Source organism: Rhizobium sp. BK491 (assembly GCF_014194925.1).
GTDB lineage: Bacteria > Pseudomonadota > Alphaproteobacteria > Rhizobiales > Rhizobiaceae > Rhizobium.
On sequence record NZ_JACIAR010000001.1, the window covers coordinates 705,466 to 729,129 of the forward strand.

General features: G+C 59.1%; 25 protein-coding genes. 13 read left to right on the forward strand and 12 right to left on the reverse strand.

Translation table 11 applies throughout. The annotated features are described in order from the left end of the window. Window positions 1–26: 26 nt before the first annotated feature. Window positions 27–662: a glutathione transferase GstA gene (gene gstA, locus FHX05_RS03515; RefSeq protein ID WP_183871177.1), complete on the forward strand. Its 636-nt coding sequence runs from the start codon at window positions 27–29 to the stop codon at window positions 660–662. 130 nt (window positions 663–792) lie between these two features. Here gstA and FHX05_RS03520 read toward each other — a convergent pair whose 3' ends face one another. After that, window positions 793–1,530, reverse strand: a complete 738-nt coding sequence (locus FHX05_RS03520; protein WP_183870679.1) for an SDR family oxidoreductase — start codon at window positions 1,528–1,530, stop codon at window positions 793–795. 147 nt (window positions 1,531–1,677) lie between these two features. On the opposite strand from FHX05_RS03520, the gene FHX05_RS03525 reads away from it, so the two are divergent. The 4 genes from FHX05_RS03525 to FHX05_RS03540 all read left to right on the forward strand — a co-directional run bounded on the left by FHX05_RS03525 (window position 1,678) and on the right by FHX05_RS03540 (window position 5,759). Further along, complete coding sequence (locus tag FHX05_RS03525; RefSeq protein ID WP_112605291.1) at window positions 1,678–2,292, forward strand: TetR/AcrR family transcriptional regulator; 615 nt, start codon at window positions 1,678–1,680, stop codon at window positions 2,290–2,292. A gap of 282 nt (window positions 2,293–2,574) precedes the next feature. After that, entirely contained in the window at window positions 2,575–3,858 is a 1,284-nt protein-coding gene (locus FHX05_RS03530) for a sugar MFS transporter (protein WP_183870680.1), read from the forward strand. 111 nt (window positions 3,859–3,969) lie between these two features. Next, window positions 3,970–4,593 (forward strand): bifunctional nicotinamidase/pyrazinamidase, encoded by a 624-nt coding sequence (pncA, locus tag FHX05_RS03535; protein WP_183870681.1) that lies wholly within the window; start codon window positions 3,970–3,972, stop codon window positions 4,591–4,593. A gap of 80 nt (window positions 4,594–4,673) precedes the next feature. After that, window positions 4,674–5,759: a glycosyltransferase family 1 protein gene (locus FHX05_RS03540; RefSeq protein WP_183870682.1), complete on the forward strand. Its 1,086-nt coding sequence runs from the start codon at window positions 4,674–4,676 to the stop codon at window positions 5,757–5,759. 4 nt (window positions 5,760–5,763) lie between these two features. Here FHX05_RS03540 and FHX05_RS03545 read toward each other — a convergent pair whose 3' ends face one another. Both FHX05_RS03545 and gcvA read right to left on the reverse strand, forming a co-directional pair. Further along, complete coding sequence (locus FHX05_RS03545) at window positions 5,764–7,149, reverse strand: hypothetical protein (protein WP_348648302.1); 1,386 nt, start codon at window positions 7,147–7,149, stop codon at window positions 5,764–5,766. A 169-nt stretch (window positions 7,150–7,318) separates the two neighbouring features. Continuing rightward, window positions 7,319–8,209 carry a transcriptional regulator GcvA gene (gene gcvA / locus FHX05_RS03550; RefSeq protein ID WP_183870684.1) on the reverse strand — a complete coding sequence of 297 codons (891 nt, stop codon included), beginning with the start codon at window positions 8,207–8,209 and terminating at the stop codon, window positions 7,319–7,321. Window positions 8,210–8,333: 124 nt separating this feature from the next. Between gcvA and FHX05_RS03555 the strand changes: the two genes are divergently transcribed. The 3 genes from FHX05_RS03555 (at window position 8,334) to panB (ending at window position 10,985) form a co-directional block, all read left to right on the forward strand. Then, window positions 8,334–9,038, forward strand: a complete 705-nt coding sequence (locus FHX05_RS03555; RefSeq protein ID WP_112605652.1) for an SDR family oxidoreductase — start codon at window positions 8,334–8,336, stop codon at window positions 9,036–9,038. A 251-nt stretch (window positions 9,039–9,289) separates the two neighbouring features. After that, window positions 9,290–10,162 (forward strand): pantoate--beta-alanine ligase, encoded by an 873-nt coding sequence (panC, locus tag FHX05_RS03560; RefSeq protein WP_183870685.1) that lies wholly within the window; start codon window positions 9,290–9,292, stop codon window positions 10,160–10,162. A gap of 1 nt (window position 10,163) precedes the next feature. Next, window positions 10,164–10,985: a 3-methyl-2-oxobutanoate hydroxymethyltransferase gene (panB, locus tag FHX05_RS03565; RefSeq protein ID WP_183870686.1), complete on the forward strand. Its 822-nt coding sequence runs from the start codon at window positions 10,164–10,166 to the stop codon at window positions 10,983–10,985. Window positions 10,986–10,992: 7 nt separating this feature from the next. Here the strand turns inward: panB and FHX05_RS03570 are convergent, their stop codons facing one another. Next, complete coding sequence (locus FHX05_RS03570) at window positions 10,993–11,244, reverse strand: DUF2164 domain-containing protein (protein WP_112334812.1); 252 nt, start codon at window positions 11,242–11,244, stop codon at window positions 10,993–10,995. A gap of 234 nt (window positions 11,245–11,478) precedes the next feature. Here FHX05_RS03570 and FHX05_RS03575 point away from each other — a divergent pair, with 234 nt between their 5' ends. Beyond that, a complete protein-coding gene (locus FHX05_RS03575; RefSeq protein ID WP_183870687.1) occupies window positions 11,479–12,201 on the forward strand; it encodes an AzlC family ABC transporter permease in 723 nt (240 codons plus the stop codon). A gap of 2 nt (window positions 12,202–12,203) precedes the next feature. Next, window positions 12,204–12,515 carry an AzlD family protein gene (locus FHX05_RS03580; protein WP_183870688.1) on the forward strand — a complete coding sequence of 104 codons (312 nt, stop codon included), beginning with the start codon at window positions 12,204–12,206 and terminating at the stop codon, window positions 12,513–12,515. Between the two features lie 43 nt (window positions 12,516–12,558). Here FHX05_RS03580 and FHX05_RS03585 read toward each other — a convergent pair whose 3' ends face one another. Next, the gene (locus tag FHX05_RS03585; protein WP_183870689.1) at window positions 12,559–14,394 is read right to left on the reverse strand and encodes an aminopeptidase P family protein; all 1,836 of its coding nucleotides are present in this window, start codon (window positions 14,392–14,394) and stop codon (window positions 12,559–12,561) included. A gap of 344 nt (window positions 14,395–14,738) precedes the next feature. Here FHX05_RS03585 and FHX05_RS03590 point away from each other — a divergent pair, with 344 nt between their 5' ends. Then, window positions 14,739–14,879 (forward strand): hypothetical protein, encoded by a 141-nt coding sequence (locus FHX05_RS03590; RefSeq protein ID WP_162711788.1) that lies wholly within the window; start codon window positions 14,739–14,741, stop codon window positions 14,877–14,879. Window positions 14,880–15,080: 201 nt separating this feature from the next. Here FHX05_RS03590 and FHX05_RS03595 read toward each other — a convergent pair whose 3' ends face one another. The 3 genes from FHX05_RS03595 to FHX05_RS03605 are packed head-to-tail and all read right to left on the reverse strand — an operon-like array spanning window position 15,081 to window position 17,738. Next, window positions 15,081–15,959: a 50S ribosomal protein L11 methyltransferase gene (locus tag FHX05_RS03595; RefSeq protein ID WP_112605270.1), complete on the reverse strand. Its 879-nt coding sequence runs from the start codon at window positions 15,957–15,959 to the stop codon at window positions 15,081–15,083. 20 nt (window positions 15,960–15,979) lie between these two features. Further along, on the reverse strand, window positions 15,980–17,128 hold the full coding sequence (locus FHX05_RS03600) for an NAD(P)/FAD-dependent oxidoreductase (RefSeq protein ID WP_183870690.1): 1,149 nt from the start codon (window positions 17,126–17,128) through the stop codon (window positions 15,980–15,982). Between the two features lie 7 nt (window positions 17,129–17,135). Next, the gene (locus FHX05_RS03605) at window positions 17,136–17,738 is read right to left on the reverse strand and encodes an SCO family protein (protein WP_183870691.1); all 603 of its coding nucleotides are present in this window, start codon (window positions 17,736–17,738) and stop codon (window positions 17,136–17,138) included. 450 nt (window positions 17,739–18,188) lie between these two features. On the opposite strand from FHX05_RS03605, the gene FHX05_RS03610 reads away from it, so the two are divergent. Beyond that, window positions 18,189–18,653: a chemotaxis protein CheW gene (locus FHX05_RS03610; protein ID WP_015340333.1), complete on the forward strand. Its 465-nt coding sequence runs from the start codon at window positions 18,189–18,191 to the stop codon at window positions 18,651–18,653. 266 nt (window positions 18,654–18,919) lie between these two features. On the opposite strand, the gene FHX05_RS03615 is transcribed toward FHX05_RS03610, so the two are convergent. From FHX05_RS03615 to FHX05_RS03625, 3 genes are all read right to left on the reverse strand, one after another. Further along, the gene (locus FHX05_RS03615) at window positions 18,920–19,414 is read right to left on the reverse strand and encodes a CreA family protein (protein ID WP_183870692.1); all 495 of its coding nucleotides are present in this window, start codon (window positions 19,412–19,414) and stop codon (window positions 18,920–18,922) included. A gap of 188 nt (window positions 19,415–19,602) precedes the next feature. Beyond that, complete coding sequence (locus tag FHX05_RS03620) at window positions 19,603–20,046, reverse strand: SRPBCC family protein (protein WP_132716981.1); 444 nt, start codon at window positions 20,044–20,046, stop codon at window positions 19,603–19,605. A gap of 37 nt (window positions 20,047–20,083) precedes the next feature. Continuing rightward, a complete protein-coding gene (locus FHX05_RS03625; RefSeq protein ID WP_183870693.1) occupies window positions 20,084–20,407 on the reverse strand; it encodes a helix-turn-helix domain-containing protein in 324 nt (107 codons plus the stop codon). A gap of 329 nt (window positions 20,408–20,736) precedes the next feature. On the opposite strand from FHX05_RS03625, the gene FHX05_RS03630 reads away from it, so the two are divergent. Beyond that, window positions 20,737–21,273 (forward strand): GNAT family N-acetyltransferase, encoded by a 537-nt coding sequence (locus FHX05_RS03630; RefSeq protein ID WP_112605254.1) that lies wholly within the window; start codon window positions 20,737–20,739, stop codon window positions 21,271–21,273. Between the two features lie 42 nt (window positions 21,274–21,315). On the opposite strand, the gene ligA is transcribed toward FHX05_RS03630, so the two are convergent. Further along, on the reverse strand, window positions 21,316–23,466 hold the full coding sequence (gene ligA, locus FHX05_RS03635; RefSeq protein WP_112605251.1) for an NAD-dependent DNA ligase LigA: 2,151 nt from the start codon (window positions 23,464–23,466) through the stop codon (window positions 21,316–21,318). Window positions 23,467–23,664 lie beyond the last annotated feature (198 nt).

Below are 23,664 nucleotides of genomic sequence, written 5' to 3' on the forward strand. Positions count from 1 at the left end.
GCACCGGAAACATCATGGAGACCCTCGTGAAGCTCTACTATCTGCCCGCAAGCTGCTCACTCTCACCCCATATCGTCATCAACGAACTTGGCTTGGACGTGGACCTGATCAAGGTCGATCACGCCAGCCACAAGACCGAAACCGGACTCGATTTCTATGATATCAATCCGCATGGCTATGTCCCGCTGCTTGATCTCGGCGACGGCAATCTTCTGCGCGAGGGGCCGGCGATCGTCCAATATCTGGCGGATCTGAAGCCGGAGGCCGGATTAGCAGCCGCCCCCGGCACGATGGAGCGCTACAGGCTGCAGGAAATGCTCGGCTTCTTGTCGACGGAAATCCACAAGGGGTTCATTCCGCTTCTCTATGCGCGGCTCGCGGGAAACTATGTCGAGACCGCAAGGCCGAAGCTTGAAAAACGATATCAATGGATCGACGCGCAACTCGCCGACCGTCCCTTCCTGATGGGCGACAGATTCACGGTTGCCGACGCCTATCTGTTTGCACTGACGGGATGGGGTCAGGCTCCATGGCTGAAATCCTATTACAAAGCCGGTATCCATTTCGACGGACTTCGTAATCTGGAAGCTTGGTATGGCCGCATGAGGCAACGGGAGGCCGTCCAGAAGTCCATCGCCGAGGAAGGATTGGCATTCGACTGAGCCCGCAACGAAGCGACGGGAAAGCTATCGCGAGACACGACCGGTCTCGCGATGGCATCATTCAGTATCGCGTCATTAGGCAAGAGACGATCCTTCTGCCGCCAAGGCTTCTGCGCCTCGCTGCGCCACTTCAGTTGCGCCCGCCATTCGCCCTGATGATCTGGCCGTTGACCCAACCGCTCTGCGGTCCGCCCAGAAACGATACGATCTGGGCGATATCCTCAGGCAGCCCGAGGCGCCCGAGCGGAATGTCGTTGACCAGCCGCTGGATCAGCGCCTCTGACCTTCCCTTGAACAGCAATTCGGTCGCGATCGGCCCCGGCGCGACTGCATTGACGGTGACCCCGCGCGGACCGAGCTCTTTGGCAAGAATATGGGTCATTGCCTCCACCGCCGCCTTGGTCGCCGCGTAGACGCCGTTGCCGGGGGAGTAGTGACCGATGATGCTCGTGGACAGATTGATGATGCGGCCGCCATCGCGCACCCGCCTCGCCCCTTCTCGCATCCCGTTGAAGGTGCCTGTCAGATTGACGGCAACCTGCTGCCGAAAATCCTCATCCGAAACCTCAGCCAATGGCGAGAATTTGCTGACCCCGGCGTTGTTGACGAGCACGTCGACCTTTCCGAACTCCGCTTCGGCGCGATCGAACAATGCGGTCACGGCCGCGGGGTCGGCGACATCGGCACGGACCGCAATCGCGCGACCACCCGCCGCGGCGATACCGGCGACAACATCGCCGGCCTCTTCGGAACTCGATGCGTAATTGACGACGATCTGAAAGCCATCGTCGGCAAGCTGCTTCGCAATGGCGGCGCCAATCCCTTTGGATGCGCCGGTTACGATCGCGGTTCTAATTTCGTTGGACATGCGTCAAATCTCCTTGTCGTTCGCACAAGCGCTCTCCGTCATGCCTGGGAACTCAATCCCGGCATGTTCGCTGAAATGCTTGTTTCGTTGGGTCGCGATTTGTAATATGAGCGATAATTCGCTTTTTGCTACTCGCATTCTAGGAACATGTCCGAAAGCCCGCTCCACAGCCGCGCCATGCCGAGAAAAGCGCCGAGACAAGCCCGCTCGCTTGCAACAGTCGAAGCGATCGTGGAGGCTGCGGCTCGCATTTTGGAAGAGCGCGGTCATGAAGCCTTCTCCACCAATGCCGTCGCGGAGAAGGCTGGCGTCAGCGTCGGCTCACTCTATCAGTATTTTCCACGCAAGGATGCGCTGATCGGAGCCTTGATCCTGCGCGAGACGTCGCGCCTCGTCGCAGAAGCGGAAATTGCCGCCGACAAGACCACCGGCAGCGAGGCCCTATCGGCGCTCATCCTCCCTTGCGTCGAGCAGCAGCTTCGCCGGCCGGCACTGGCCCGCTTGCTCGATTTCGAGGAGGCGCGACTGCCGCTCGATGCCGCCACAGAAGCGGTCAAACGGCGATTCTTCGAACTCACGCGCGCAACCCTGCTGCGACCGGATTTGCCGCCGCAGGCCGATATCGAAGTGGCAAGCCGCGACGTGGTCGCCATCATCAAGGGAATGGTCGATGCCGCAGGGGACCATGGCGACACGGATAAAAACCAGCTGGCTCTGCGCGTGAAACGCGCCGTTCTTGGCTATTTGCACAGCCTCGACTGACGTCGGCAGCGGCCCCAATCGAATAGGCCGCTCAAAAGCCGTAAGGCATGGCTAGACATTCCACCCTTGCAAGTGATTGCATTGCAGCATTGCAGAATCCGCATGCCTAGCAAGCTACCAATGATAATCCAATCGATTATATCGATTAAAGCGGCTTCGGGATTCTGCGTTTCCTGCGGGGGTCTCGGCAAGCCGCTGCCAGTTTCTTCTTTCGGCCCGTTCGGGCTTTTCGTCCGGCTCGAATCTCGAAGCCTGGCAACAACAAGAACCGAGGATAAAAAAGTGGCTGGCTCAGCAACAAGCTCTGCGCCCACCAGCGCCCGTGCATCCGCACGCCAAGGCCAGGGCAACTACCAATTCGCGCTCATCGCACTCACCTCACTCTTTTTCATGTGGGGCTTCATCACTTGCCTGAACGATATTCTGGTCCCGCACCTGAAAAGCGTCTTTCAGCTCAATTACACCCAGGCAATGCTCATCCAGCTTTGCTTTTTCGGCGCATACTCTATCATATCGCTTCCTGCCGGCACGCTCGTGAAGCGCATCACCTATAAATGGGGCATCGTTGTCGGCCTCGCGATCGCCGCTGTCGGCTGCGCCCTGTTCATTCCGGCCGCCACCTACCGAGTCTACGCCCTTTTCTTGGGCGCGCTTTTCGTGCTCGCCACCGGCATCACCATCCTGCAGGTCGCCGCCAACCCCTATGTCACCGTGTTGGGACCACCGGATACGGCCGCCAGCCGTCTGAACCTGACGCAAGCATTCAACTCCCTCGGCACGACGATTGCACCTTACTTCGGCGCAATGCTTATCCTGTCCGCCGCGACCGTTGCGGCCACCAACGCGACGCCGGAGCAGCTCGACGCCATGCGGCTTGCCGAGGCCGGTGCGGTCAAATTCCCCTACCTGCTTCTTGCTGCGGCGTTCCTGGTGCTCGCTGCCGTCTTTGCCGCGTTGAAGCTGCCCGAGGTCGAAGATGAAGAAACTGTCGAGCCGATGCGCGGCGGCGGCTCCGCCTGGCAGTACCGTCATCTCGTGCTCGGCGCTGTCGGCATCTTTGTCTATGTCGGTGCGGAAGTCAGCGTCGGCAGCTTCCTGGTGAACTTCTTGAGCCAGCCCGATATCGCCCATCTCTCCGAGTCCGATGCCGCCCACTATGTCTCCTATTTCTGGGGCGGCGCGATGGTCGGACGCTTCGTCGGCTCGGCAATCATGCGCCACATCGATGATGGCAAGGCGCTTGCGTTCAACGCCGCGGTCGCCATCGTGCTGCTGCTGGTGACGGTGCTGACGACAGGCCATGTCGCCATGTGGTCCGTGCTGGCGATCGGCCTGTTCAACTCCATCATGTTCCCGACTATCTTCAGCCTGGCACTGCATGGCCTCGGCAAATATACGAGCCAAGGCTCGGGCATTCTTTGCCTTGCCATCGTCGGCGGCGCGATCCTGCCTGTTATCCAGGGCGGTCTTGCCGATACGATCGGCATCCACCTCGCCTTCCTGATGCCGATCATCTGCTATGTCTACATTGCCTTCTATGGCCTCAAGGGCCACAAGCCGGCGTAAGCCTTTACAAACCATCGCGTCTCGCCGCCTTGAGTGGCGAGGCGCAAAGGGCTTGATCCGAAGCGCGCCGCTTGGCATCGTGCAGCGCGACAAAACGGAAGGACAGGCCTCATGAAAGCGCTGCTGCTCATCGATATCCAGAACGGCTTCTGCCCTGGCGGCAACCTACCCGTTCCCGAAGGAAATCTGACGGTGCCTGTCGCCAACGAGCTCATAGACAGCGGCCGATACGATCTCATCGTCGCATCACAGGACTGGCATCCGGCCGGTCACGGTAGCTTCGCCTCCGCTCATCCGGGCAAGAAACCATTTGAAATCGGCATGCTCTCGGGCAAGCCGCAGATGATGTGGCCCGATCACTGCGTTCAGAATAGCAAAGATGCCGGGTTTCACCCGGACCTCCATATCAACGCCGTCGATTTCATCCAGCAGAAGGGCCAGAACCCTGCAGTCGACAGCTATTCCGCCTTCCGTGACAACGATCAGGCTGCCCTCACCGGGCTGGCCGCCTATCTGCGCAACAAAGGCGTCACCGAACTCGATCTTTGCGGCCTGGCGACCGATTACTGCGTGAAATTCTCGGCACTCGATGCCGTTGAAATGCTGCCTGGCGTTACCGTCCGCTTCATCGAAGATGCCAGCCGAGGCATCGATCCCGCCGGCGTCAAATCCGCAATCGATGAGATGCGAGCCCGTGGTGTTACCGTGATCAGCAGCAAGGATGCGCTTGCGTAAAATCGCGCAAGTCCAGCTAAACCTTCTCTAAACAAAATGATGCAAGCTGTTCCCGATCAATAAAATATCGGGTTTTGCGCGTGCAATCTATTGTCCTCAACGGGCGTTTCCTCGGCCAGCCCCTTTCGGGCGTGCAGCGCTTTGCGCGGGAGCTCACCTTAGCACTCGACCGCAAGATTTCCGCGGGCGCCCTGCCAGCCTCTCTGAAAGGCGTGCGCTGGCGGCTGGCCGTGCCGCGCAACACGCCTATCGATCTCAAGCTCTCCGCTATCGAAATCGACGAATTCGGCGCTGGGCCAGGTCACGTTTGGGAGCAGACGTCGCTGCTTTCACGCTCGCGCGGCAGCCGGCTCATCGGCTTCGGCGGCAGCGGGCCGCTTCTGCATCGCCGCCAGGCTGTCGTCATTCATGACGTGACGATCTTCCGCCATCCGCAGTCCTTCAAGCGCAGCTACCGCCTGCTGCATGGCGCCCTTGGAACCGTGCTGACACGCACCGCCAAGATCGGCACCGTCTCGGAGTTCTCGCGGCAGGAGCTCGCCTCCGTCTTCCGGGTGCCATCGAGTAGTATCGACGTCGTCTACAATGCCGTCGATCACTATGCCGCCATCGAGCCGGATGAGGCCGTCATGCTGCGGCTTGGCCTGAAGACGAACGGCTTCTTCCTGCTTGTGGGAACGATGAAACCCAACAAGAACCTCGATTTCGCCATCCGCGCTTTCGAGGCGCTCAAAGATACCAATCAGAAGCTCGTCGTCGTGGGCGGCTCCGCACCGACCGTGTTCAAATCGGACAGCCAGCAATCAAACGACAGCCTGCTCTTCCCCGGCCGGCTCGCCGACGCGGAAATCGCCGCGCTGGAGCGCCATGCCACGGCTTTCGTTTTTCCGAGCCTCTACGAAGGTTTCGGCATCCCACCATTGGAAGCAATGACTCAAGGCTGCCCGGTGCTTGCGGCCGATATTCCCGCGGTGCGCGAGGCGTCGGGCGATGCCGCACTCTATTTCGATCCGTTCCGACAGGACGAACTCGTCGATGCCATGCGCAGGATCGTGACGGATGAGACGCTCCGCGAAGATCTGCGCCGGCGCGGCTACGAGAACATCAAGCGCTTTTCATGGGACGGCAGCGCGGATCGCGTACTCTCCATGCTCGAAGCACTTTGAGAGCTTATGGCCGCACTTGCCGCTGGAACATAATGACGAAATAGCTATAGAGGCCGAGCAGACAGAAAAGCGCACCGCCAACCACGCCCCCGGCCACGAATATCCATAGCGAGTACCCAAAGCCGATCGTCGCCAGCACCGGCAGGGCGAGCCCGATGGCGGACAGGATAACGGGCGGCCAGACGAAATCGAAGGCGAGAGACATCATTACCTTCACACCGATCGCCATGGCACACAGCGCGCCGATCATGCCACCGGCCATAAGCGCAGCATCATCATAAGAGCCGAGATAGCCGCCGATGATCGTGCCCGCATTCAGCAATACGCAATCCAGTGCCGCCAGCAGAAAGATCGTCAGCAACCGGTGCTGTAGATGTGCAGGGGTGGGCAGCATATTGGCCGTCAGCGCACGGCAGGTCGCAAGGCCGATGACAAAGGGGGCGACGGCAAGAAACTCCTTGCGCAAACCAGCCGCGATGACCAATTGGCCGACCGGCTGCAATAGCGCGAAAATGCCGGCGGCCGTCATCAGCGTCAGACCGGTCAGCAGCGAATAATATTCTCCAAGCTGCTTGGTAAAGGCGGGCGTCGATCCATCGCGATCATAGGTCGTGACGACATCGGGATATTGAATGGCCTGCAGCGCAGAGACGATCAGGATGAAGGGTCGCTGCAGCAGATCAAGCGCCAGAAGTGCACCGGCAGCGCCACCCGCTCCCAACATGGCCGTAAGGATGGACTTCAATCCCAGCGGCGTCAGCATGCCGATAACGGAGGCGCTCGCAGCGACGCTGCCATAGACGAAATGCTTACGTACTCGTGCCTTCTCGAACGAAGCCGCCTCGAGAAGACTGTTGCGGGTCAGAAATGCGGCAAGGAGCCCATAGGCAAGATAGCCGGCCATCAGACCGGCGACAGTCCATGTGAAGGTCGGGGCAATCGCCGCGCCCGCAAGCGTACCGATCGCCAGAATCGTCGCACGCGAACCCTGCAGCCGCGAAAAGACGCGAAATTCCTGACGAAAGCGCAGCATGGTAAGATGCAGGTCGCTGCCACCTTGGAAGATCGCAACCAGGCCGCCAAGCACGGCAATCTCTGCAGAGACAGAAAAGAAGATCGAGACGGAAGCGGCGATCAGGCAGATTGCCGAGCATGCCGCGAATTCTACCGTCAGCGCCTTGCGCTCCAGCGCCTCGCTCCCAGGTCCATGCCCCGGATAGAAGCGGCTGCAGGCAAAGCGAACCCATTCGAAGCAGAGGATCGCCGCAAACTGGCTGATCGAGATGAACAGCGAATAGGCGGCATAATCCGCTGGCGTCAGCAGATGCGCCACAGCGATCAGCAGCCCGAAAGCCACCGCAGCCTGATAGAAATATGCAGCCAATGCCACGATCTTCGCCATGGCTGCAGATAACAGGAAAAGATTGAGGAAAGCGCTAACCCCGGAAGGACAATTGCAGCGTTCGGCAGCGCGACCGCGCCTTGATGGGCGGCCTTCGAAAACCGGGGGCATTTCATTCCTGAAAAACCTGCTCGCAACATTAGGCGAGCGGTATCCCTTATTTCCTGCTCGCTTCTCCTCTCATCCAGGCGATAACCGTCTCAAGGGCTGCGGATTTGCGATAGCGCGGCCAAACGAGATAGAAGTCGGATGGACCACTTAGCGACCCCTGGATAACCTGCGTCAAGCGACCTTCCGCCGTATCTCGCGCCACGAAATCGCGGTTGGCTAGAACGATTCCCTGCCCGGCGATCGCCGCCTCGATCGCATGCGATGTCTGGTTGAAGCTGATCCCTTTATAGGAGGCGTGAGCCGCCCGCCCGAAATGCTTGTCGATGAATTCGGGCCAGGAATTATGGGCATCATGAAGAAGCGCGTAATCGACAAGCTCTTCCGCGGTCCTCGGCGGCTTTCGGTCCTGCAGCAATGCCGGGCTGCAAACAGCGATGATCTCTTGCTCGAAGAGCAGTTCAGTCGCCAGCCCCGGCCCGAAAGGTGGTCGCCCGTAGCGGACTGCAAGATCCACTCCATCAGCCTGGAAGCCTGACATGCGTTCCGTCGCAAGGATATGAAGATCGAGATCGGGATGACGAGCGGTAAAATCCGGCAGGCGCGGAATCAGCCATTTCGACGCGAATGTCGGCGTGGTGCTGATGGTGAGCCTGACGGGCTGCGGCCTGAGATCGCCGGTCGCCTGCGCGATAATTTCAAAGGCACGCCTGATATCGGCTATATAGGCCCGTCCCTCGCCCGTTAGCGCCAAAGTCCGCGGCATTCGCTCGAACAGCTTTACGCCAAGCTCGGCTTCCAGCCCGCGCACCTGCTGCGCTACGGCGCCCTGCGTAACCCTAAGCTCCTCGGCCGCGAGCCTGAAGCTGCGATGGCGCGCGGCCACTTCGAATGCCTTCAGACCGTTCAGCGAGGGAAGTTTACTGGGTGAACCATTCATGCGATAGTTTTTCTACTGGAAAACAGGAGTTTATCTGCTTCGCTCTCGCGCGAAGACAATGATATTTCATCGATAATTTCGAGGCAATCAGTTCTAGCAGAACAAGATGAAGGAGGAACCGAAAATGTCGATAGAAAAAGTGGCTGTCATCACGGCGGGCGGTAGCGGCATGGGCGCCGAAAGCGCCAGACGTCTTGCGGCCGATGGCTTCCATGTCGCCATCCTCTCCTCCTCCGGAAAGGGTGAGGCACTGGCTCAGGAACTTGGCGGCATCGGCGTTACCGGGTCCAATCAGTCGAATGACGATCTCAAGCGCCTGGTCGATGCGACGATGGAAAAATGGGGGCGGATCGATGTGCTCGTCAACAGCGCCGGCCATGGTCCGCGCGCCCCTATCCTGGAGATCACCGACGAGCAATGGCACACCGGCCTCGACGTCTATCTGATGAACGTCATTCGCTCGGTCCGTCTCATCGCTCCTATCATGCAGAAGCAGAAATCCGGCTCGATCATCAACATCTCCACGGCATGGGTATTCGAGCCATCGGCAATGTTCCCGACATCGGCGGTATTCCGGGCGGGCCTTGCCTCCTACACGAAGATCTTTGCCGATACCTACGCCGCCGACAATGTGCGGATGAACAATGTCCTGCCCGGCTGGATCGACAGCCTGCCGGCGACCGAAGAGCGCCGTGACAGCGTGCCGATGCAGCGTTATGGCACCAGCGCCGAGATCGCCGCCACCGTCGCCTTTCTGGCCTCCGATGGCGCTGGGTATATCACCGGCCAAAACCTCAAAGTCGATGGCGGCCTGACCCGCTCGGTCTAGCCTCTGCAAAACAGCATCGTCTCGTTTTCGCTCTCTCAGGCACCCCTTGGGAGAGCGATTCTGTTTGGAGCACAACAGCGGAGATTAAATCGCCTTGGTTTGGCCTGCGAACCTCATAGCCTGAAAGCGAAACCGTGGCTGGTGGCGCGGGCGAATTGCCTTTTTGCACTGCACACGCTAGAAGTCCCGGCAATTTTGAGGGATGGAAACCGGCGATACGGAAACGGCATTGCCTGGGGAGGAGTGCCACGATGGAGATCGTTCACACGATTGCCGCTCTACGCGAACGGCTTGGCGAACACCGCAAAGCCGGCAGGAAAATCGGCCTGGTGCCGACCATGGGTTATCTGCACGCCGGTCACATGGAACTGGTCTCTCGTGCAAAAGCCGAGAACAACGTCGTCGTCACCTCTATTTTCGTCAATCCGCTGCAGTTCGGCGCCAATGAGGACCTGGCGAAATATCCGCGCGATCTCGAGCGGGATAGTGCCATGCTACGTGACGCCGGCGTCGATTTTCTCTTCGCACCCGGTGTCATGGACATGTATCCGCGACCGATGGAAACGGTGGTCGACGTGCCGAAGCTCGGGGCGGAGCTGGAAGGTGCGGTTCGCCCGGGGCACTTCGCCGGTGTTGCCACCGTCGTCACCAAGCTCTTTAACATCGCCCAGCCCAACAGCGCCTATTTCGGCGAGAAGGACTATCAACAGGTCACGATCATCCGCCGCATGGTCGAGGACCTGGCCCAGCCTGTCCGGGTCGTACCGGTACCGACCGTTCGCGATGCAGATGGCCTGGCTCTCTCCTCGCGCAATGTCTATCTATCGAAGGAAGAGCGTGCCGCCGCTGTTATTATCCCCCAGGCACTGTCGGAGGCCGCAAGGCTTTACGATCTCGGCGCGGACGATCCAGCAGCACTCGAAGAGGCGCTCCGCGCCTTCATCGAAAGGGAGCCACTCGCGACCGTGGAAGTCGCCGCCGTTCGTCATCCCGAAACGCTGGAACCGCTGACCAAACTGCAGGGGCAGCCGATCCTCATCGCCTTGTTCGTCCGCGTCGGCACCACCCGCCTGCTCGACAACAGGGTTATCGGCAGCAAATCCGCCAACGAAGGGGTCGCCTGAAATGAGCACCGTCGGACACACCAAGCGCACGACGCCGGCCGCCATCGAAGCGATGAAGGGCACCCGTCCCATCGCCAGCCTGACGGCCTATACGACACCGATTGCCCGCCTGCTCGATCCGCATTGCGACCTGCTGCTGGTCGGTGATTCCCTTGGCATGGTGCTCTACGGCATGGACACGACCGTCGGCGTTACGCTGGATATGATGATCGCCCACGGCCAGGCCGTCATGCGCGGCGCAAAACATGCCTGTGTCATCGTCGACATGCCTTTCGGTTCCTATCAGGAATCGAAGGAACAAGCCTTCCGCAATGCCGCGCGCATCCTGAAGGAAACCGGCTGCGATGGCGTGAAGCTCGAGGGCGGCGAGGAAATGGCAGAAACCGTTTCCTTCCTCACCTCCCGCGGCATTCCGGTCTTCGGCCATGTCGGCCTCATGCCGCAGCAGGTCAATACGACCGGCGGCTATCATTCGCTTGGTCGCTCAGAGAAGGAAGCCGACAAGATCCGGCGCGATGCCAAGGCGATCTCGGAGGCCGGCGCCTTCGCCATGGTCATCGAAGGCACGGTCGAACCGCTCGCCCGCGAGATTACCGCCGCCGTTGCCATTCCTACGATCGGCATCGGCGCATCTGCCGCCTGCGATGGGCAGATCCTCGTTTCCGATGACATGCTCGGCCTGTTCAACGATTTCAAGCCGCGCTTCGTCAAGCACTTCGCGGAGCTGGCGCCCATGATCTCGAAAGCGGCGGAAGCCTATGCCGAAGAGGTGAAGGCTCGTACCTTTCCGGCACTGGAGCATACCTTCCAGCCGAAGAAGTGAGGCGCTGTCAGCTCTTGGCCGGCTCTTTCTCAAGCAGATAGATCGCCTCGCCGAAATCCTCCATCTTGCTCATCAATGCCGCATGGGCATCCCGCAAACCCTGATTGTAATAGTAAGGGCCGATCTCGGCGGTGAAGAAATCAAGCAGGAATTCGGCAGGCAAGGTGCCCAGCGTCTGGTCCAGCTCATCGGCGAAATAGCGCTGAAGGCGTGCAATCGTGGCTGCCTTCTCCTCCTTCGAAAAGGTGATCTTCTTCATCTTTCCATCTCCCATTTTGCGAGCGGGCTCCAAGGGCTGGATCAAGGAAATCAATTGATCCATCAAGGAAATTCAATTGCTGGCTCCAAAGGCTCGGCTTACACCTCCCGCCATTGAACAGCGCGGCAACAAATGCGCAAGGATGCAACCATCGTTGTTTCCATGCGGAATGCGCGCCCTCGACACAACATCCGGACGAAGGCACCGGATTTTCCACAAAGGACAAAGCGGACCATGAGTCGCGCGGAATTTCTTGAAGGCTTGAAGGGTGGCATTCCCGTCGGCCTCGCTGCAGCGCCTTTCGGCGCCCTTTTCGGTGCGTTGGCGCGCGATCAGGGCATGTCCCTTGGCGAACTGACCCTGATGAGCGGCACCGTCTATGCCGGTGCCAGCCAGATGGTCGGGATCGATCTCTTCGGCCACAATGTTCAGGCCTGGCTCATCGTGCTGTCGATCCTCGCCGTGAATTTCCGCCATGTGCTCTATTCGGCAGCGATCGCTCGCTATATCAGACACTTTTCCGTTGTGGAGAAGTTCTTCACCTTTTTCCTGCTGGTCGATCCGCAATTCGCCGAGACGATCAAGCGCCATGAAAGCGGCAAGCCGGTGACTTTCGCCTGGTACATCGGCTTTGCGGCGGTGATCTATGTTCCCTGGGTGGTGGTGAGCCTGATCGGCGGTCTTCTCGGCAGTTTCATCGGTGATCCCAAAGCCATCGGCCTCGATATTCTGCTGCCGGTCTATTTCCTCGGCATCGTCATGGGCTTCCGCACGCGCGAAAACTTCTTGCCCGTCGTCGCCGTCAGCGCCGTGGCATCGGCCATTGCCCATCGTTATGTGGGCTCACCTTGGCATGTCAGCATCGGCGCATTGGCGGGCGTCGCGCTTGCCGCAATGCTGCCGCCGCTCAAAGCGAATCGCAAGCCTGATATCGCGCACGAAAGCCACGAGGTCTGACCATGTTCGATTTCAATTCGCATATGGTGTTGCTGATTGCGGCTGCGACCGTGGTGACCTTTCTGACGCGCATCGGCGGCTATATCCTGATCGTCAAGATGACCCGCATTCCGCCGCGCGTCGAGGCAGCGCTCAATGCCGTGCCCGCCGCTGTACTCACGACCCTCGTCGCACCGGCCTTCTTCATCGGCGGCTGGGATATCAAGGTGGCGATGCTCGCAGCCCTTCTTGTCGGCATGCGCTACCCATCGACTTACATGCTTGTCGCCGGATGGATCGTCGTCATGGCATGGCGCCATTCCATAGGCGCTTGAGACGGACCCCATCCCTTTTTCAAAGGGGTGGGGTCCATATTTCTCAATGGCTAAGCTCGAGCGTGGCATTTTCCAGCCACGCCCGTACGTCGTGATCATGGATCAGCGGCATCAGCGCTTCGCGCGTCCGGGCGTGATACTCGTTCAGCCAATGCAACTCCTCATGCGTCAGCAGTTCGACGAGGACCAGGCTGCGATCGATCGGGCAGAAGGTCAAAGTCTCGAAGCCCAGCATCGGCATGTCCCCTCCCTCGATCTCCTCCGGATCGCGGATATAGATCAGGTTTTCGATGCGGATGCCGAATTGACCCGGACGGTAATAGCCGGGTTCATTGGACAGGATCATGCCGGGAAGCAGTTCCTGCACGGCAAGGCGCGCAATGCGCTGCGGCCCCTCATGGACGGAGAGATAGGAGCCGACGCCATGGCCTGTGCCATGAGCAAAATCGACGCCCGCCTTCCAGAGCGCGATGCGTGCCAGCGGATCGAGATCGCAGCCACGGGTACCCTTCGGGAAACGTGCCGTGCTGATGGCGATCATTCCCTTCAATACCAGCGTGAAGAGGCGCTTCTGCTCTTCGGAGACGGCACCGATGCCAACTGTACGGGTGATGTCGGTGGTACCGTTGATATATTGCGCACCTGAATCGATCAGGAACAGTTCGCCGGCCTGGATCAGCCGGTCGCTCGCCGTGGTCACGCGGTAATGCATGATGGCCGCGTGTTCGCCAGCACCCGAGATCGTATCGAAGGAGATATCTTTCAGCGGGTTCTGCATGCTTTCGCCGACGCGGGCGCGGCAAGCTTCCAACCGTTCTGCCGCAGCGATTTCCGTCACCGTTCCAGGCTTGCTTGTCTCCAGCCAGTAAAGGAGCTCGACCATGGCGGCGCCATCCTGCAGGTGCGCCGCGGCCGATCCGTTGATTTCGGCAGCATTCTTGCAGGCACGCGGCAGCTTGGCGGGATCATTGCCCTCCACGACCTCTCCACCTTCACGACGGATGATGTTGGTCAGAGCGTAGGAGGCAAGATCCGGATCAACCAGGATGCGCCCGCCATTCGCGGCCGCAGCGGCCAGGCGTTTGGTAAGTTCCGACGGCGGCAGCTGCTTGCAGATCTGCGTGAGATAGGCTTCGGCCTCGACCTTAGTCTTGCGCTTGTCGAGAAAGAGCGCCGCTTCACCTTCCGCATAGATGATGGCACGGGCCAAGGGATGCGGCGTGTGCGGCACGTCACTGCCGCGGATATTGAAGATCCAGGCGACAGAGGACGGATCGGTAATCAGTGCCGCCTTGAGGTTTTTTTCCTTGAGGCCGTTCGCAATCATCGCAAGCTTGTCCTTGGCTAGGATACCGGCCTGGGCGATATCCTGAATGATAACATTGCCCAGCGGCTCGGGCGGCCGGTCGGTCCAGAGCCTGTCGAGCGGATTGTGGGGCAGGAAGACGAGCTTGCCGCCGATCTCGGCCAAGGCCTTTTCCAGTCGGCGTACTTCGGCACCCGTATGCAGCCACGGATCGATGCCGAGCCGGAAACCCTTCTTCGCGTGACGCGGCAGCCAGACATGCGGCGGCTCGTTCACCAGATCGCCTCCGGTGAAGACGCTTCGATCCACCTGTTCGGCAAGCTGAGTCACATAACGGCCATCCACGAAAACCACGGCCTGCGAGTGTGTGATAAGCGCAACACCTGCCGATCCAGTGAAGCCCGTGAGCCATGCGAGACGCTCCGAGCATTTGGGCACATACTCGCCTTGATACTCGTCAGCCCGCGGCACGAGGAAGCCGTCAATGCCGAGATCGTCGAAGGCAGCGCGCAAACCGGTAACACGCTCGCGGCCGAATTGCGGGGTGGAAGTGACGTCGAAAGACTGAAACATGGGCTGATCCGGTAGTGATGGAGAGTTCGTGAAATTGAATATTGCCAGTATGTTAGAGCATCACGATCGGAAGTGCGACGTGATTTTCGATCTCTAAGACGCTATGTACGATGACTGCAATATCACACCGGATGAGAGTAGTTTATCTCATGTCGGGCCGTTAACGAATCCGCCCATTTCGTGAGCATGCCAGTCCGATTATGACAACTTCACGGCATGAAACATGCATATTACGCATAGCTCCCATGAAGCCGCCCCCCTGCCACGCCGACGGGCGAGTCGCTATATCGGCGGCATCAAACGGGGTTCACGAAGAACCAGCTCAAAACCAAGGACTTAAGACAATGCCTATCTCTCGCTCCGCATATGTTAGCCCGGCGCTGGCTGGCGAGCGTCGCACCGTACGCCATTCCGTCGGCTCGCTTCGTCAGCTCGAAGTCGAAACCGCAAAGGCAATCGGCGCCAGCCGCGGCGGTCGCCGCTAACAAGTTTACGATCTACGCGTTCCAAGTCGATCGCAATCCGGTTCTCCTCCTCCCACGGATTATGATCAGAACGCTTAGAGCCCGCTTGAGCACTCCTCCTCCACACGCTCGCGGGTAAGATCGGCGAAAACCGATCTGAAGGCGGTGCTTCGGCACCGCCTTTTTTATTTTTTGCAATTGTTGATGCGGGAAGTGACCGGCTCAAGGCCGGTCGAGGTGGATGGTGACCCAGCCGTTGCGCCAGATCGTGCGCACATGCCGCAGGTGCGCGCCGTTATAGGCAGCGAGAACCTTCCAGCGCTGCTCGGCAAGAATACCCGACAGAATGACCGAACCGCCCGGTGCCAGATGCGCCACAAGCTGCGGCGCCATCTTGATGAGCGGCCGCGCCAGAATATTGGCGATGATCAGGTCGAACGGTCCATGACGGGAAAAGGCCGTGGAATGGAATCCCGGTGCCGTCTGCAGCGAGACACCCGAGGCGATACCGTTGCTGCGGACATTTTCCTTCGCAACGCGGACGGCAATCGGATCGATATCGGTCGCCAGAACCGGAATATTGCGCAGCTTGCGCACGGCGATCGCCAGCACGCCGCTGCCCGTCCCGAGATCGAGCGCGTTGCGCACGCGGCGGCTCGCAACAACCTTCTCGATCGTCTCAAGGCAGCCAGCAGTCGTCCCATGGTGACCGGTGCCAAAAGCTTGTCCTGCTTCGATTTCGATGGCAATGTCGCTGGAGCCGACCTTGTCGCGATCATGCGAGCCGTGCACGAGGAAGCGGCCGGCACGCACAGGCTTCAACCCTTCCAGCGACTTGGCGATCCAGTCGATGTCGGGAAGCACTTCCTTTTGAACGACGAGATCGGCGAAAGTCGGCTTCAAGAGCGCTTCGAAGCGACCACGGACCTCATCTTCATCCGCAGCGTAGAGATAGATCGACGCTTCCCAGACATCGTTCTTCTCGTCGATCTCCGTTGTTGCAATCGGCAATTCTTCATCTTCGAACACCGGCGTCATTAGGTCCAGAACCTGCCCGGCCTTCTTCTCGTTCGTCGTCACATAAAGTCGGATTTCGCTCAACTCGTCGCTCTTTCTCGTTCTTATTCGGCCCAGTCGATCCAGGGTGGTTTCGGCGTGTCGTAGCCGGCCACACCCCGAAGCAATTGCCGGCGGACCGGACCAAAGCGCAGCAATAGCGGCGCAAGGAAATTTCGCGCCGCAACTGCCAGCGGGTTTTGCATCGTCACCAATCGTGTCAGGCCATAGGTCTGTTTCAAGACCTGCTTGACGGCGGGAATTCTCAAGGCCGAATACTCCTGTTCGCGGCCTTCCGCAATGAGCCACGCAAGCCAGCAGGCATCTTCGATGCCGAGATTCATGCCGCGCGCGCCGGCCGGCGAATGAATATGCGCGGCATCGCCGGCAAGAAAGACATTCCCCTTGGCCATCGGCTCGACATGCCGGAAGTGGATGCGAAACTGCGAGGCCCAGGTCTTTTCCGAAACCGCAGCCGGATGCGCGATGCGGCTTTCGAAATCCTCCAGCGTCGAGATGTAGCGAATGATGCCGTCCGAGACAGGTAGACGGCCGACCATGCCGGGATCGAAGAGCGATATCTCGCCGAAATGCGTATCGACCGGCTCCGCATAGCGAAAATCGGCAAGATAGAAATAAGCCTCCAGCGCCTCGCCCGGGAAGCCGGCGCCGAATGCCTTGCGCACCGCAGAATGGGCGCCATCAGCACCGATCAATATATCCGGCCGCGCTGTTTCCGACGTACCATCGGCTCTGCGCAGCGTGACCTCCGGTTCTTGAAGGTCTACCATGGCTTCTGCAACCACGGCCGTCTGCCATTCGGGCGAGATGCCATAGGCTGAAAGCGCCTCCATCAGCAGGCGCTCGGTATTGCCCTGCGGCAGGGCGCAAATAGCACTGAAGCGACCTTTTACTTCTCGCGTATCCAACTCGATCAGAATTTTCTTATTCGAGCGGACGCGAAAGCGCTCGATCGGTTGCGCAGCGGCGATAATGCGCTCCGCAACGCCAGAGGGAGACAGCAGCGTCAGCGTGCGGGCGTTGACACCCAACGCGCGGCTCTCTTCCTTAGGCGTCGGCCCAGTGCCGTCATCGACAATACGTGGCGAGAAGCCGCGGCGGGCAAGTTCGAGAGCGGCGACAAAACCAACAGGCCCGCCCCCAACGATCAGAATGGATCTGGATTTTCCCTGTCCGTCAATCCCCTCGCCCATGCAGGTCCTATCCCTTCTTGACTAGGTTCTCCAGTTTCTTCACCGCCACGTCCGGGTCCTCCCCATAGGCGATGGTTCCGGCAAAACGGCCCTGCGAATCCAGCAGGAAGACGGAAGCGGTGTGATCCATCGTATAGTCGCCATTCGGCTGCTTGTCGTCGACCGGCACCTTCTTGGCATAGACACGGAATCCTTTGACCATGTCCATCACCTTGGCTGGATCACCGGAAATTCCGGTGATGCGCTTCGAAACGTTGGAGACATATTGGTCCATGATGGCAGGCGTATCACGTTCGGGATCAACGGTCACGAAATAGGCATTGAGCTTGGTGCCATCGGGATCGACCTTCTGCAGCCAGGCGTTCAGCTCGAACAGTGTCGTCGGACAGACATCCGGGCAATGCGTGTAGCCGAAGAAGACGGCAGAGGGTTTGCTGCGAAATGCCTGCTCGCTGATCGGCTGGCCGCTCTGTGAAACGAGCGTGAAAGGGACACCATAAGGGCCGGATGCCGCAACCTCCGGCGACTTGCCGCCACCCAAGCTGAACCAGCCCAATAGTCCGGCCACGATCAACACGGCCACCCAAACTGCAATCCGCACGCTTCTCATGAATGCTATTCCCCACCAATACGGACGATCGCACCGAAAGTGCAGTGCAATCGCTCCCTAGCCGATGTAGCGGCTCGAAGTGGAGGACGCAATTCAAGAAGATGTTCAGAGGAGGCCGAAATCGTCGCAGCATGCGGTTCGGTGGTCTTCCGAGCCTTGTTCACTCCATTTCGCCACTCCTCTGGGGCCTGAGAGATAAAATCCCGATGGATGTTAAATCAATCCTAACCAGTCCGCGCCAACATCTGCTTCAACGGTCGAACTCGCTTTCGGCCACCGCCCGAAAGCGCGGCGAACCTCTTTATTCCAGAAGGGCATGACGCCCGCCGGAAGCAAGGCGTCTTTGTCGCCAAAGCACCGGATGCTGACGCTGCCCAAGCCGCTCCAGCCGATCTCTCTTTTCAATCGCGAGCGTCGCTTGCGGCGATGCCAAACGGGAAGTTCTCGAACATGACGAACGCCATCAAGCAATCGGGCGCCTATCTGGAAATCGTCTCCTTTCACCTTGGCGACCAGGAGTTCTGCATCGACATCATGGCCATCCGCGAAATCCGCGGCTGGGCGCCGGTGACGCCGATGCCGCATACACCGCCTTACGTGCTCGGCCTCATCAACCTGCGCGGTGCAGTGATCCCGGTCATCGATATGGCCTGCCGCCTTGGCATGAAGATGACGGAACCTTCGGAGCGCTCCGCAATCATCGTTACTGATATTGCGGGCAAGCTCGTCGGTCTCCTGGTAGAGCAGGTATCCGACATGATGACCATCAAAAGCGAAGATCTGCAGCCGGCTCCGGAAATCATCCCCGAAGGGCAGCGCGCCTTCTGCCGCGGCATCGTGGCGCTGGAAAAGACCATGGTCTGCTTCCTCAACCTCGATACGGTCATTGCGGATCAGTTGGCGCAGGCAGCCTAATTTCAATAGTCGGCTTACAAAACAGATCGCCCTGGAGTCGAGCTCCAGGGCGGTCGCTTTTTGTATAACCGGTTTTGGCAGGGGTGTAGCCAAGGACGCGGTATTGCAGGCCGTGAACAGAGGCGAGAGTCGCCTTCCCGTTCGCTTTTGAAATTGCATCAAAAAGGTGCAAACCGAAAGCAACCAGAAGGAATTCGACAACCCAAGAGTATGACTTTTTTTGGTATTATCTTTCTGCGCGTTATTTTAGCGGTACTGAAATACCATCATTTCGGCCTGCCGTTCTTCCAGTTCACGTTCTGCCCGAACAAGGGGATCGTCGAAATCGCCATCTTGGCGGAGCCATCCGTCAGCTGCCGCGAATGGATAAGATAGACGAGCGTGTCATTCTTCCTGTCGTAAATGCGGGTGACGACCAGCTTCTTCCAAATGAGCGAAAGACCGGCGCGAAATACCTCCTCACCGCTCTGGGACAGGTTGATATCGCCGATCTCGATCGGACCGGTCTGACGGCAGGCGATGGAATTGTTGGAGGGGTCTTCGAACCAGTTGCCCTTGCGCAGCCGGTCGATCACGCTGCGGTCGAAATAGGTCACGTGGCAAGTGATGCCCGAGACTTCAGGGTCCGGCACGGCATCGACCAGAATATCATTGCCCGTCCAGTCCACGCCCACCTTGCCGACAATTTCGGCGGAAGCGGAAACGGGCGCCAGAGCCAGAAAAGACGCGGCAATGGCGGCAGAAAGTTTGGGTGAACGCATCGATCATCCTCCAACAACAGCCGCCAAGAGCAAGAGCGGCACGGCTAAGGTAAGATGGCTCACGATCGTTGCAAGATGAAGAGCCCCATCTCCGAGCGGCCACGCCTCGCCAACAACAGGCCGCAGGTCGCCAGGAGGGACGCCGTCAAAGCAACGGCGTCCAGAAACACGCAGGATAACGCATCATTTCACTTCTGACTGATGGCGACAGTGCCGGTTTCCAGCAGCGATTTAAGGTTGGACAAGATCTTCGGCCATCCACCGGAAACAGCTTCGATCAGCTTCGAGTTCTCGACCTCGATTGTATGGGTAACCGTGAGCTTGACGACGCCGTCCGCCGGCTCCAGTTCCATCACGCAGCGCGACCAGCCTTCAGCTTTCAGGTCAGGGCGCCACTCGTTGCGCCATTTGATGGCAAGCCGCCGTGGCGGGTCCAATTCCGCTATCTCTCCCGTGTCGGCAACGCGGCCATCCGGAAAGAGCATTTTCCACGGCGATCCAACCTTCCACTCGGTCTCGTGGATCATATCGAACCAGTATTGCTTGACGAATTCGGGCGTAGTCAGCGCCGACCAGAGCTTTTCCTGGGTGGTGCGGATAAAGGTGACGTAGACGAATTTGCTTCCAGTCATGCCATTTCTCCTTGTTTGAATTCCTCTGTTCTTGAGCTCACTGCCCGCCCTCGCCTTCCAGCGCCTTTTTCAAGGCCGAAAGCGTATTCAGATGCCGCTGTTCGAACTTATTGATCCAGCGTTCGGCGATGCCGTTGATCGGGACCGCATTGATGAAATGCAGCTTCTCGCGTCCATGCTTTTCGGAGGAAACGAGGTTGGCCTCCTCCAGAATCGCAAGATGCTTGGCGACTGCCTGGCGGCTCATGTCCAAATCCTCGCAGAGGGCGTTCAGGGTCTGCCCGTTCCGCTCATGAAGCCTGTCGAGCAATTGCCGCCGGCTGGCATCCCCCAACGCCTTGAAGACTGCATCATCATCCACGGATACGAAACCATTTGGTTGCCTTTTACGATCTTATAAGCAACCAAATGGTTGCCTGTCAAGTAGCATGCAGACGAGGCAATCGAATTGCGCCTCAAAGACACGGCAATCGAAGGATTTATCCAGGAACGATTGACAACCTTCGCGCCAAATCGGATCATCCGCCCATGATCGCAAACCGGACCACAGTAATGCACCTTCACACCATCTCTCCCTTTGCAGGGCGAGTGGAAGCTGTGTTGCGCTGAGCTGACCGCGATCCATCTCAACCCTGCCGAGGCGAGCAGGGTTGAAGCCCTTGCTCTCCTCATCAATATCAAGGAGAGCCTATGTCTTTCGAGGAGCAAGAACCCGCCAAACGACGATCAGGCAAGATCGGCGCTATCGAGATTCGTGCCTCGCACCCATCCGACGCGGAAGGAATTGCGGCCATGGTCAATCTACCCGGCTTTCGCGCCGGCACGCTTCGCCTGCCCTTTCAAAGCGTCGAGGAAACACGGCAATGGCTGGAGAAGTCATCGCCCAACTCGACCGGCCTTGTCGCCTTGCTTGACGGGCGGATTGTCGGCAATGCCGGCCTGAACCGCCTTGCGGGCCGCCGGATCCACAGCGGTAGTATTGGTATGGGCGTGCATGACGACTTTACGGGCTGCGGCATCGGCTCCGCGCTATTGGGCGCTCTCATCGATACCGCGGACAACTGGCTGGCAATCAAGCGGCTGGAACTGACCGTCTACGTCGACAACGCGCCGGCGATCAAGCTCTACGAAAAATTCGGCTTCGAGACCGAAGGCCGGCTGCGTGCCTTCGGTTTCCGCAATGGCGAATATGTGGATGCATTCACGATGGCACGGCTGAGATTCTGAGCAAGCAAGGCGCGGCGGACTGGATTTCCGCCGCTCCGATCGTCAGCCAATCAAATCCAGCCACTCGTCCTCAGTCATGACCTGGACATTGAACTCGCGCGCCTTGTCCAGCTTCGAGCCGGCGCCCGGCCCCGCCACGACGATATCGGTTTTCTTCGACACCGAGCCGGAAACCTTGGCGCCCAGGCTTTCAGCCTTCGCCTTGGCCTCGTCGCGGGTGAATTTTTCCAGAGAACCGGTAAAGACGACGGTCTTGCCGGCCACCGGACTGCCCGAAGTCACCGGTTGCTCGGCCTCCTGCGGCTGCACCTCCTCCAGGAGCTTCGCGATGACCTCGGTATTGCGCGGCTCCTTGTAGAATTCGACGATGGCGCGCGCCACTACCTCGCCGATTCCCTCGATATTGTTGAGGTCGTTCCATGCGTCACCGCTAAGGGGGGCTGCTTCCTTCATCCCTGCTTCGAAGGCCGCATAGGTGCCGTAGGAACGCGCCAGAAGCTTCGCCGTCGTCTCGCCGACATGGCGAATACCGAGCGCGAAGATGAAGCGATGCAGGGCGATCTGGCGCCGCTCATTGATCGCGGCATAAAGCTTGCCAACACTGACCTTGCCGAAACCATCGATATTTTCCAGCTTCGTCAGTGACGTCTGCTGACGCTTTTCCAGGGTGAAGATGTCAGGCGCGGTCTTTATCTGTAGCGCCGGATCCTCGCTCTCGAAGAAGAAATCGATCTGCTTCGAGCCCAGACCCTCGATGTCATAGGCATTGCGCGAAACGAAATGCTTGAGATGCTCGGTCGCCTGCGCCCGGCAGATGAACCCGCCGGTGCAACGTGTGACGGCATCGACCTTACCAGTCTTCTCATTGATATCGCGCACCGCGTGGCTTCCGCAAACCGGGCAGACTTTGGGGAATTCATAGGGCGCGCTCGAGGCTTCCCGCTTTTCCAGCACGACATCGACGATCTGCGGGATGACATCGCCTGCGCGCTGGACGATCACCATGTCACCGACGCGGATATCGCGGCCATCGCGGATCGGCTCGCCCTTGTTGCCGATGCCCTTGATGTAGTCGGCATTGTGAAGCGTCGCATTGGTCACCACGACACCGCCGACGGTGATCGGCTCGAGGCGCGCGACCGGCGTCAGAGCGCCGGTGCGGCCGACCTGGATATCGATATCGACCAAACGCGTGAATGCCTGTTCCGCCGGAAATTTATGCGCTGTCGCCCAGCGCGGCGAACGCGAGCGGAAACCAAGGCGAGCCTGCAGTTCCAGGCTGTCGACCTTGTAAACGACGCCATCGATATCGTAATCGAGATCCGGCCGCTGGAGCCCTATCTGATCGTAATGCGCAAGAATATCGGCAACCGAATTCAAGCGCTCCATCAACGGGTTGACGGGAAAGCCCCAGGATTTGAAGATCTGCACCATGCCGTATTGCGTATCCGCCGGCATGTCGGACATCTCGCCCCAGGCATAGGCGAAGAATTTCAGCTTGCGGCTGGCGGTCACTTTCGCGTCGAGCTGGCGCAGCGATCCGGCGGCCGTATTGCGAGGATTGACATAGGTCTGCTTGCCCTCGGCCTCCATGTGCGCGTTGAGCGCCAGGAAGTCGCTCTTGGCCATATAGACCTCACCGCGCACCTCGACGACCGAGGGAGCGCCCGCTGGCAAGGTCTGCGGGATTTCCTTGATGGTCCTGATATTGGCGGTGACATTCTCGCCTGTCGTGCCGTCGCCGCGCGTCGCGGCGCTTACCATGCGGCCGTTCTCGTAGCGGATGGACATGGAAAGACCGTCAATCTTCGGCTCCGCCGTAAAGGCGATGGAATTATCAGGCAGGCGACCGAGAAAGCGATAGACGCCAGCGACGAAATCCTCGACATCTTCTTGCGAGAAGGTGTTGTCGAGCGAGAGCATCGGCCTGGCGTGGACGACGGGTGCAAAGGTCTCCGATGGTGCGACACCGACCCGGCGTGACGGGCTATCGGCGCGAATCAATGCGGGAAACCGGGCCTCGATCGCATCATTGCGCCGCTTCAGCGCATCATACTCGGCATCCGAAATCTCCGGCGCATCCTTGCCATGATAAAGCGCGTCATGGTGCGCGATCTCTGCAGCCAGATAGGCAAGCGCTGCGGCCGCTTCCTCTTCGCTCAAATCTTCCACGGGCTTCTGTTCGGTGCTCATGAATCTACACTCCCCGATTTCGGAGATGTTTTAGAGCACTTCCGCAAAAAGTGCGAAGCGGTTTTCGCCACGGAGCACGTAAAAACAAAGGGAAAAATCTGCATTTCAGTTACCGAATGCCAATGACCGTCATGGTAGCGTTCACGACAACTTTACGCCATGATCGGCCGTTCTTGATGTTACAGGTGCGGGAAATAT

Bases quoted from the DNA above. Each gene is read 5' to 3' on its own strand.
- FHX05_RS03520 (WP_183870679.1), bottom strand. From the start codon at position 1,530: ATGTCCAACGAAATTAGAACCGCGATCGTAACCGGCGCATCCAAAGGG.
- FHX05_RS03610 (WP_015340333.1), top strand. From the start codon at position 18,189: ATGACGAACGCCATCAAGCAATCGGGCGCCTATCTGGAAATCGTCTCC.
- FHX05_RS03525 (WP_112605291.1), top strand. From the start codon at position 1,678: ATGTCCGAAAGCCCGCTCCACAGCCGCGCCATGCCGAGAAAAGCGCCG.
- FHX05_RS03600 (WP_183870690.1), bottom strand. From the start codon at position 17,128: ATGGGCGAGGGGATTGACGGACAGGGAAAATCCAGATCCATTCTGATC.
- FHX05_RS03605 (WP_183870691.1), bottom strand. From the start codon at position 17,738: ATGAGAAGCGTGCGGATTGCAGTTTGGGTGGCCGTGTTGATCGTGGCC.
- gcvA (WP_183870684.1), bottom strand. From the start codon at position 8,209: ATGAATGGTTCACCCAGTAAACTTCCCTCGCTGAACGGTCTGAAGGCA.
- FHX05_RS03620 (WP_132716981.1), bottom strand. From the start codon at position 20,046: ATGACTGGAAGCAAATTCGTCTACGTCACCTTTATCCGCACCACCCAG.
- ligA (WP_112605251.1), bottom strand. From the start codon at position 23,466: ATGAGCACCGAACAGAAGCCCGTGGAAGATTTGAGCGAAGAGGAAGCG.
- FHX05_RS03630 (WP_112605254.1), top strand. From the start codon at position 20,737: ATGTCTTTCGAGGAGCAAGAACCCGCCAAACGACGATCAGGCAAGATC.
- pncA (WP_183870681.1), top strand. From the start codon at position 3,970: ATGAAAGCGCTGCTGCTCATCGATATCCAGAACGGCTTCTGCCCTGGC.
- FHX05_RS03570 (WP_112334812.1), bottom strand. From the start codon at position 11,244: ATGAAGAAGATCACCTTTTCGAAGGAGGAGAAGGCAGCCACGATTGCA.
- panB (WP_183870686.1), top strand. From the start codon at position 10,164: ATGAGCACCGTCGGACACACCAAGCGCACGACGCCGGCCGCCATCGAA.
- panC (WP_183870685.1), top strand. From the start codon at position 9,290: ATGGAGATCGTTCACACGATTGCCGCTCTACGCGAACGGCTTGGCGAA.
- FHX05_RS03585 (WP_183870689.1), bottom strand. From the start codon at position 14,394: ATGTTTCAGTCTTTCGACGTCACTTCCACCCCGCAATTCGGCCGCGAG.
- FHX05_RS03580 (WP_183870688.1), top strand. From the start codon at position 12,204: ATGTTCGATTTCAATTCGCATATGGTGTTGCTGATTGCGGCTGCGACC.
- FHX05_RS03575 (WP_183870687.1), top strand. From the start codon at position 11,479: ATGAGTCGCGCGGAATTTCTTGAAGGCTTGAAGGGTGGCATTCCCGTC.
- FHX05_RS03590 (WP_162711788.1), top strand. From the start codon at position 14,739: ATGCCTATCTCTCGCTCCGCATATGTTAGCCCGGCGCTGGCTGGCGAG.
- FHX05_RS03615 (WP_183870692.1), bottom strand. From the start codon at position 19,414: ATGCGTTCACCCAAACTTTCTGCCGCCATTGCCGCGTCTTTTCTGGCT.
- FHX05_RS03555 (WP_112605652.1), top strand. From the start codon at position 8,334: ATGTCGATAGAAAAAGTGGCTGTCATCACGGCGGGCGGTAGCGGCATG.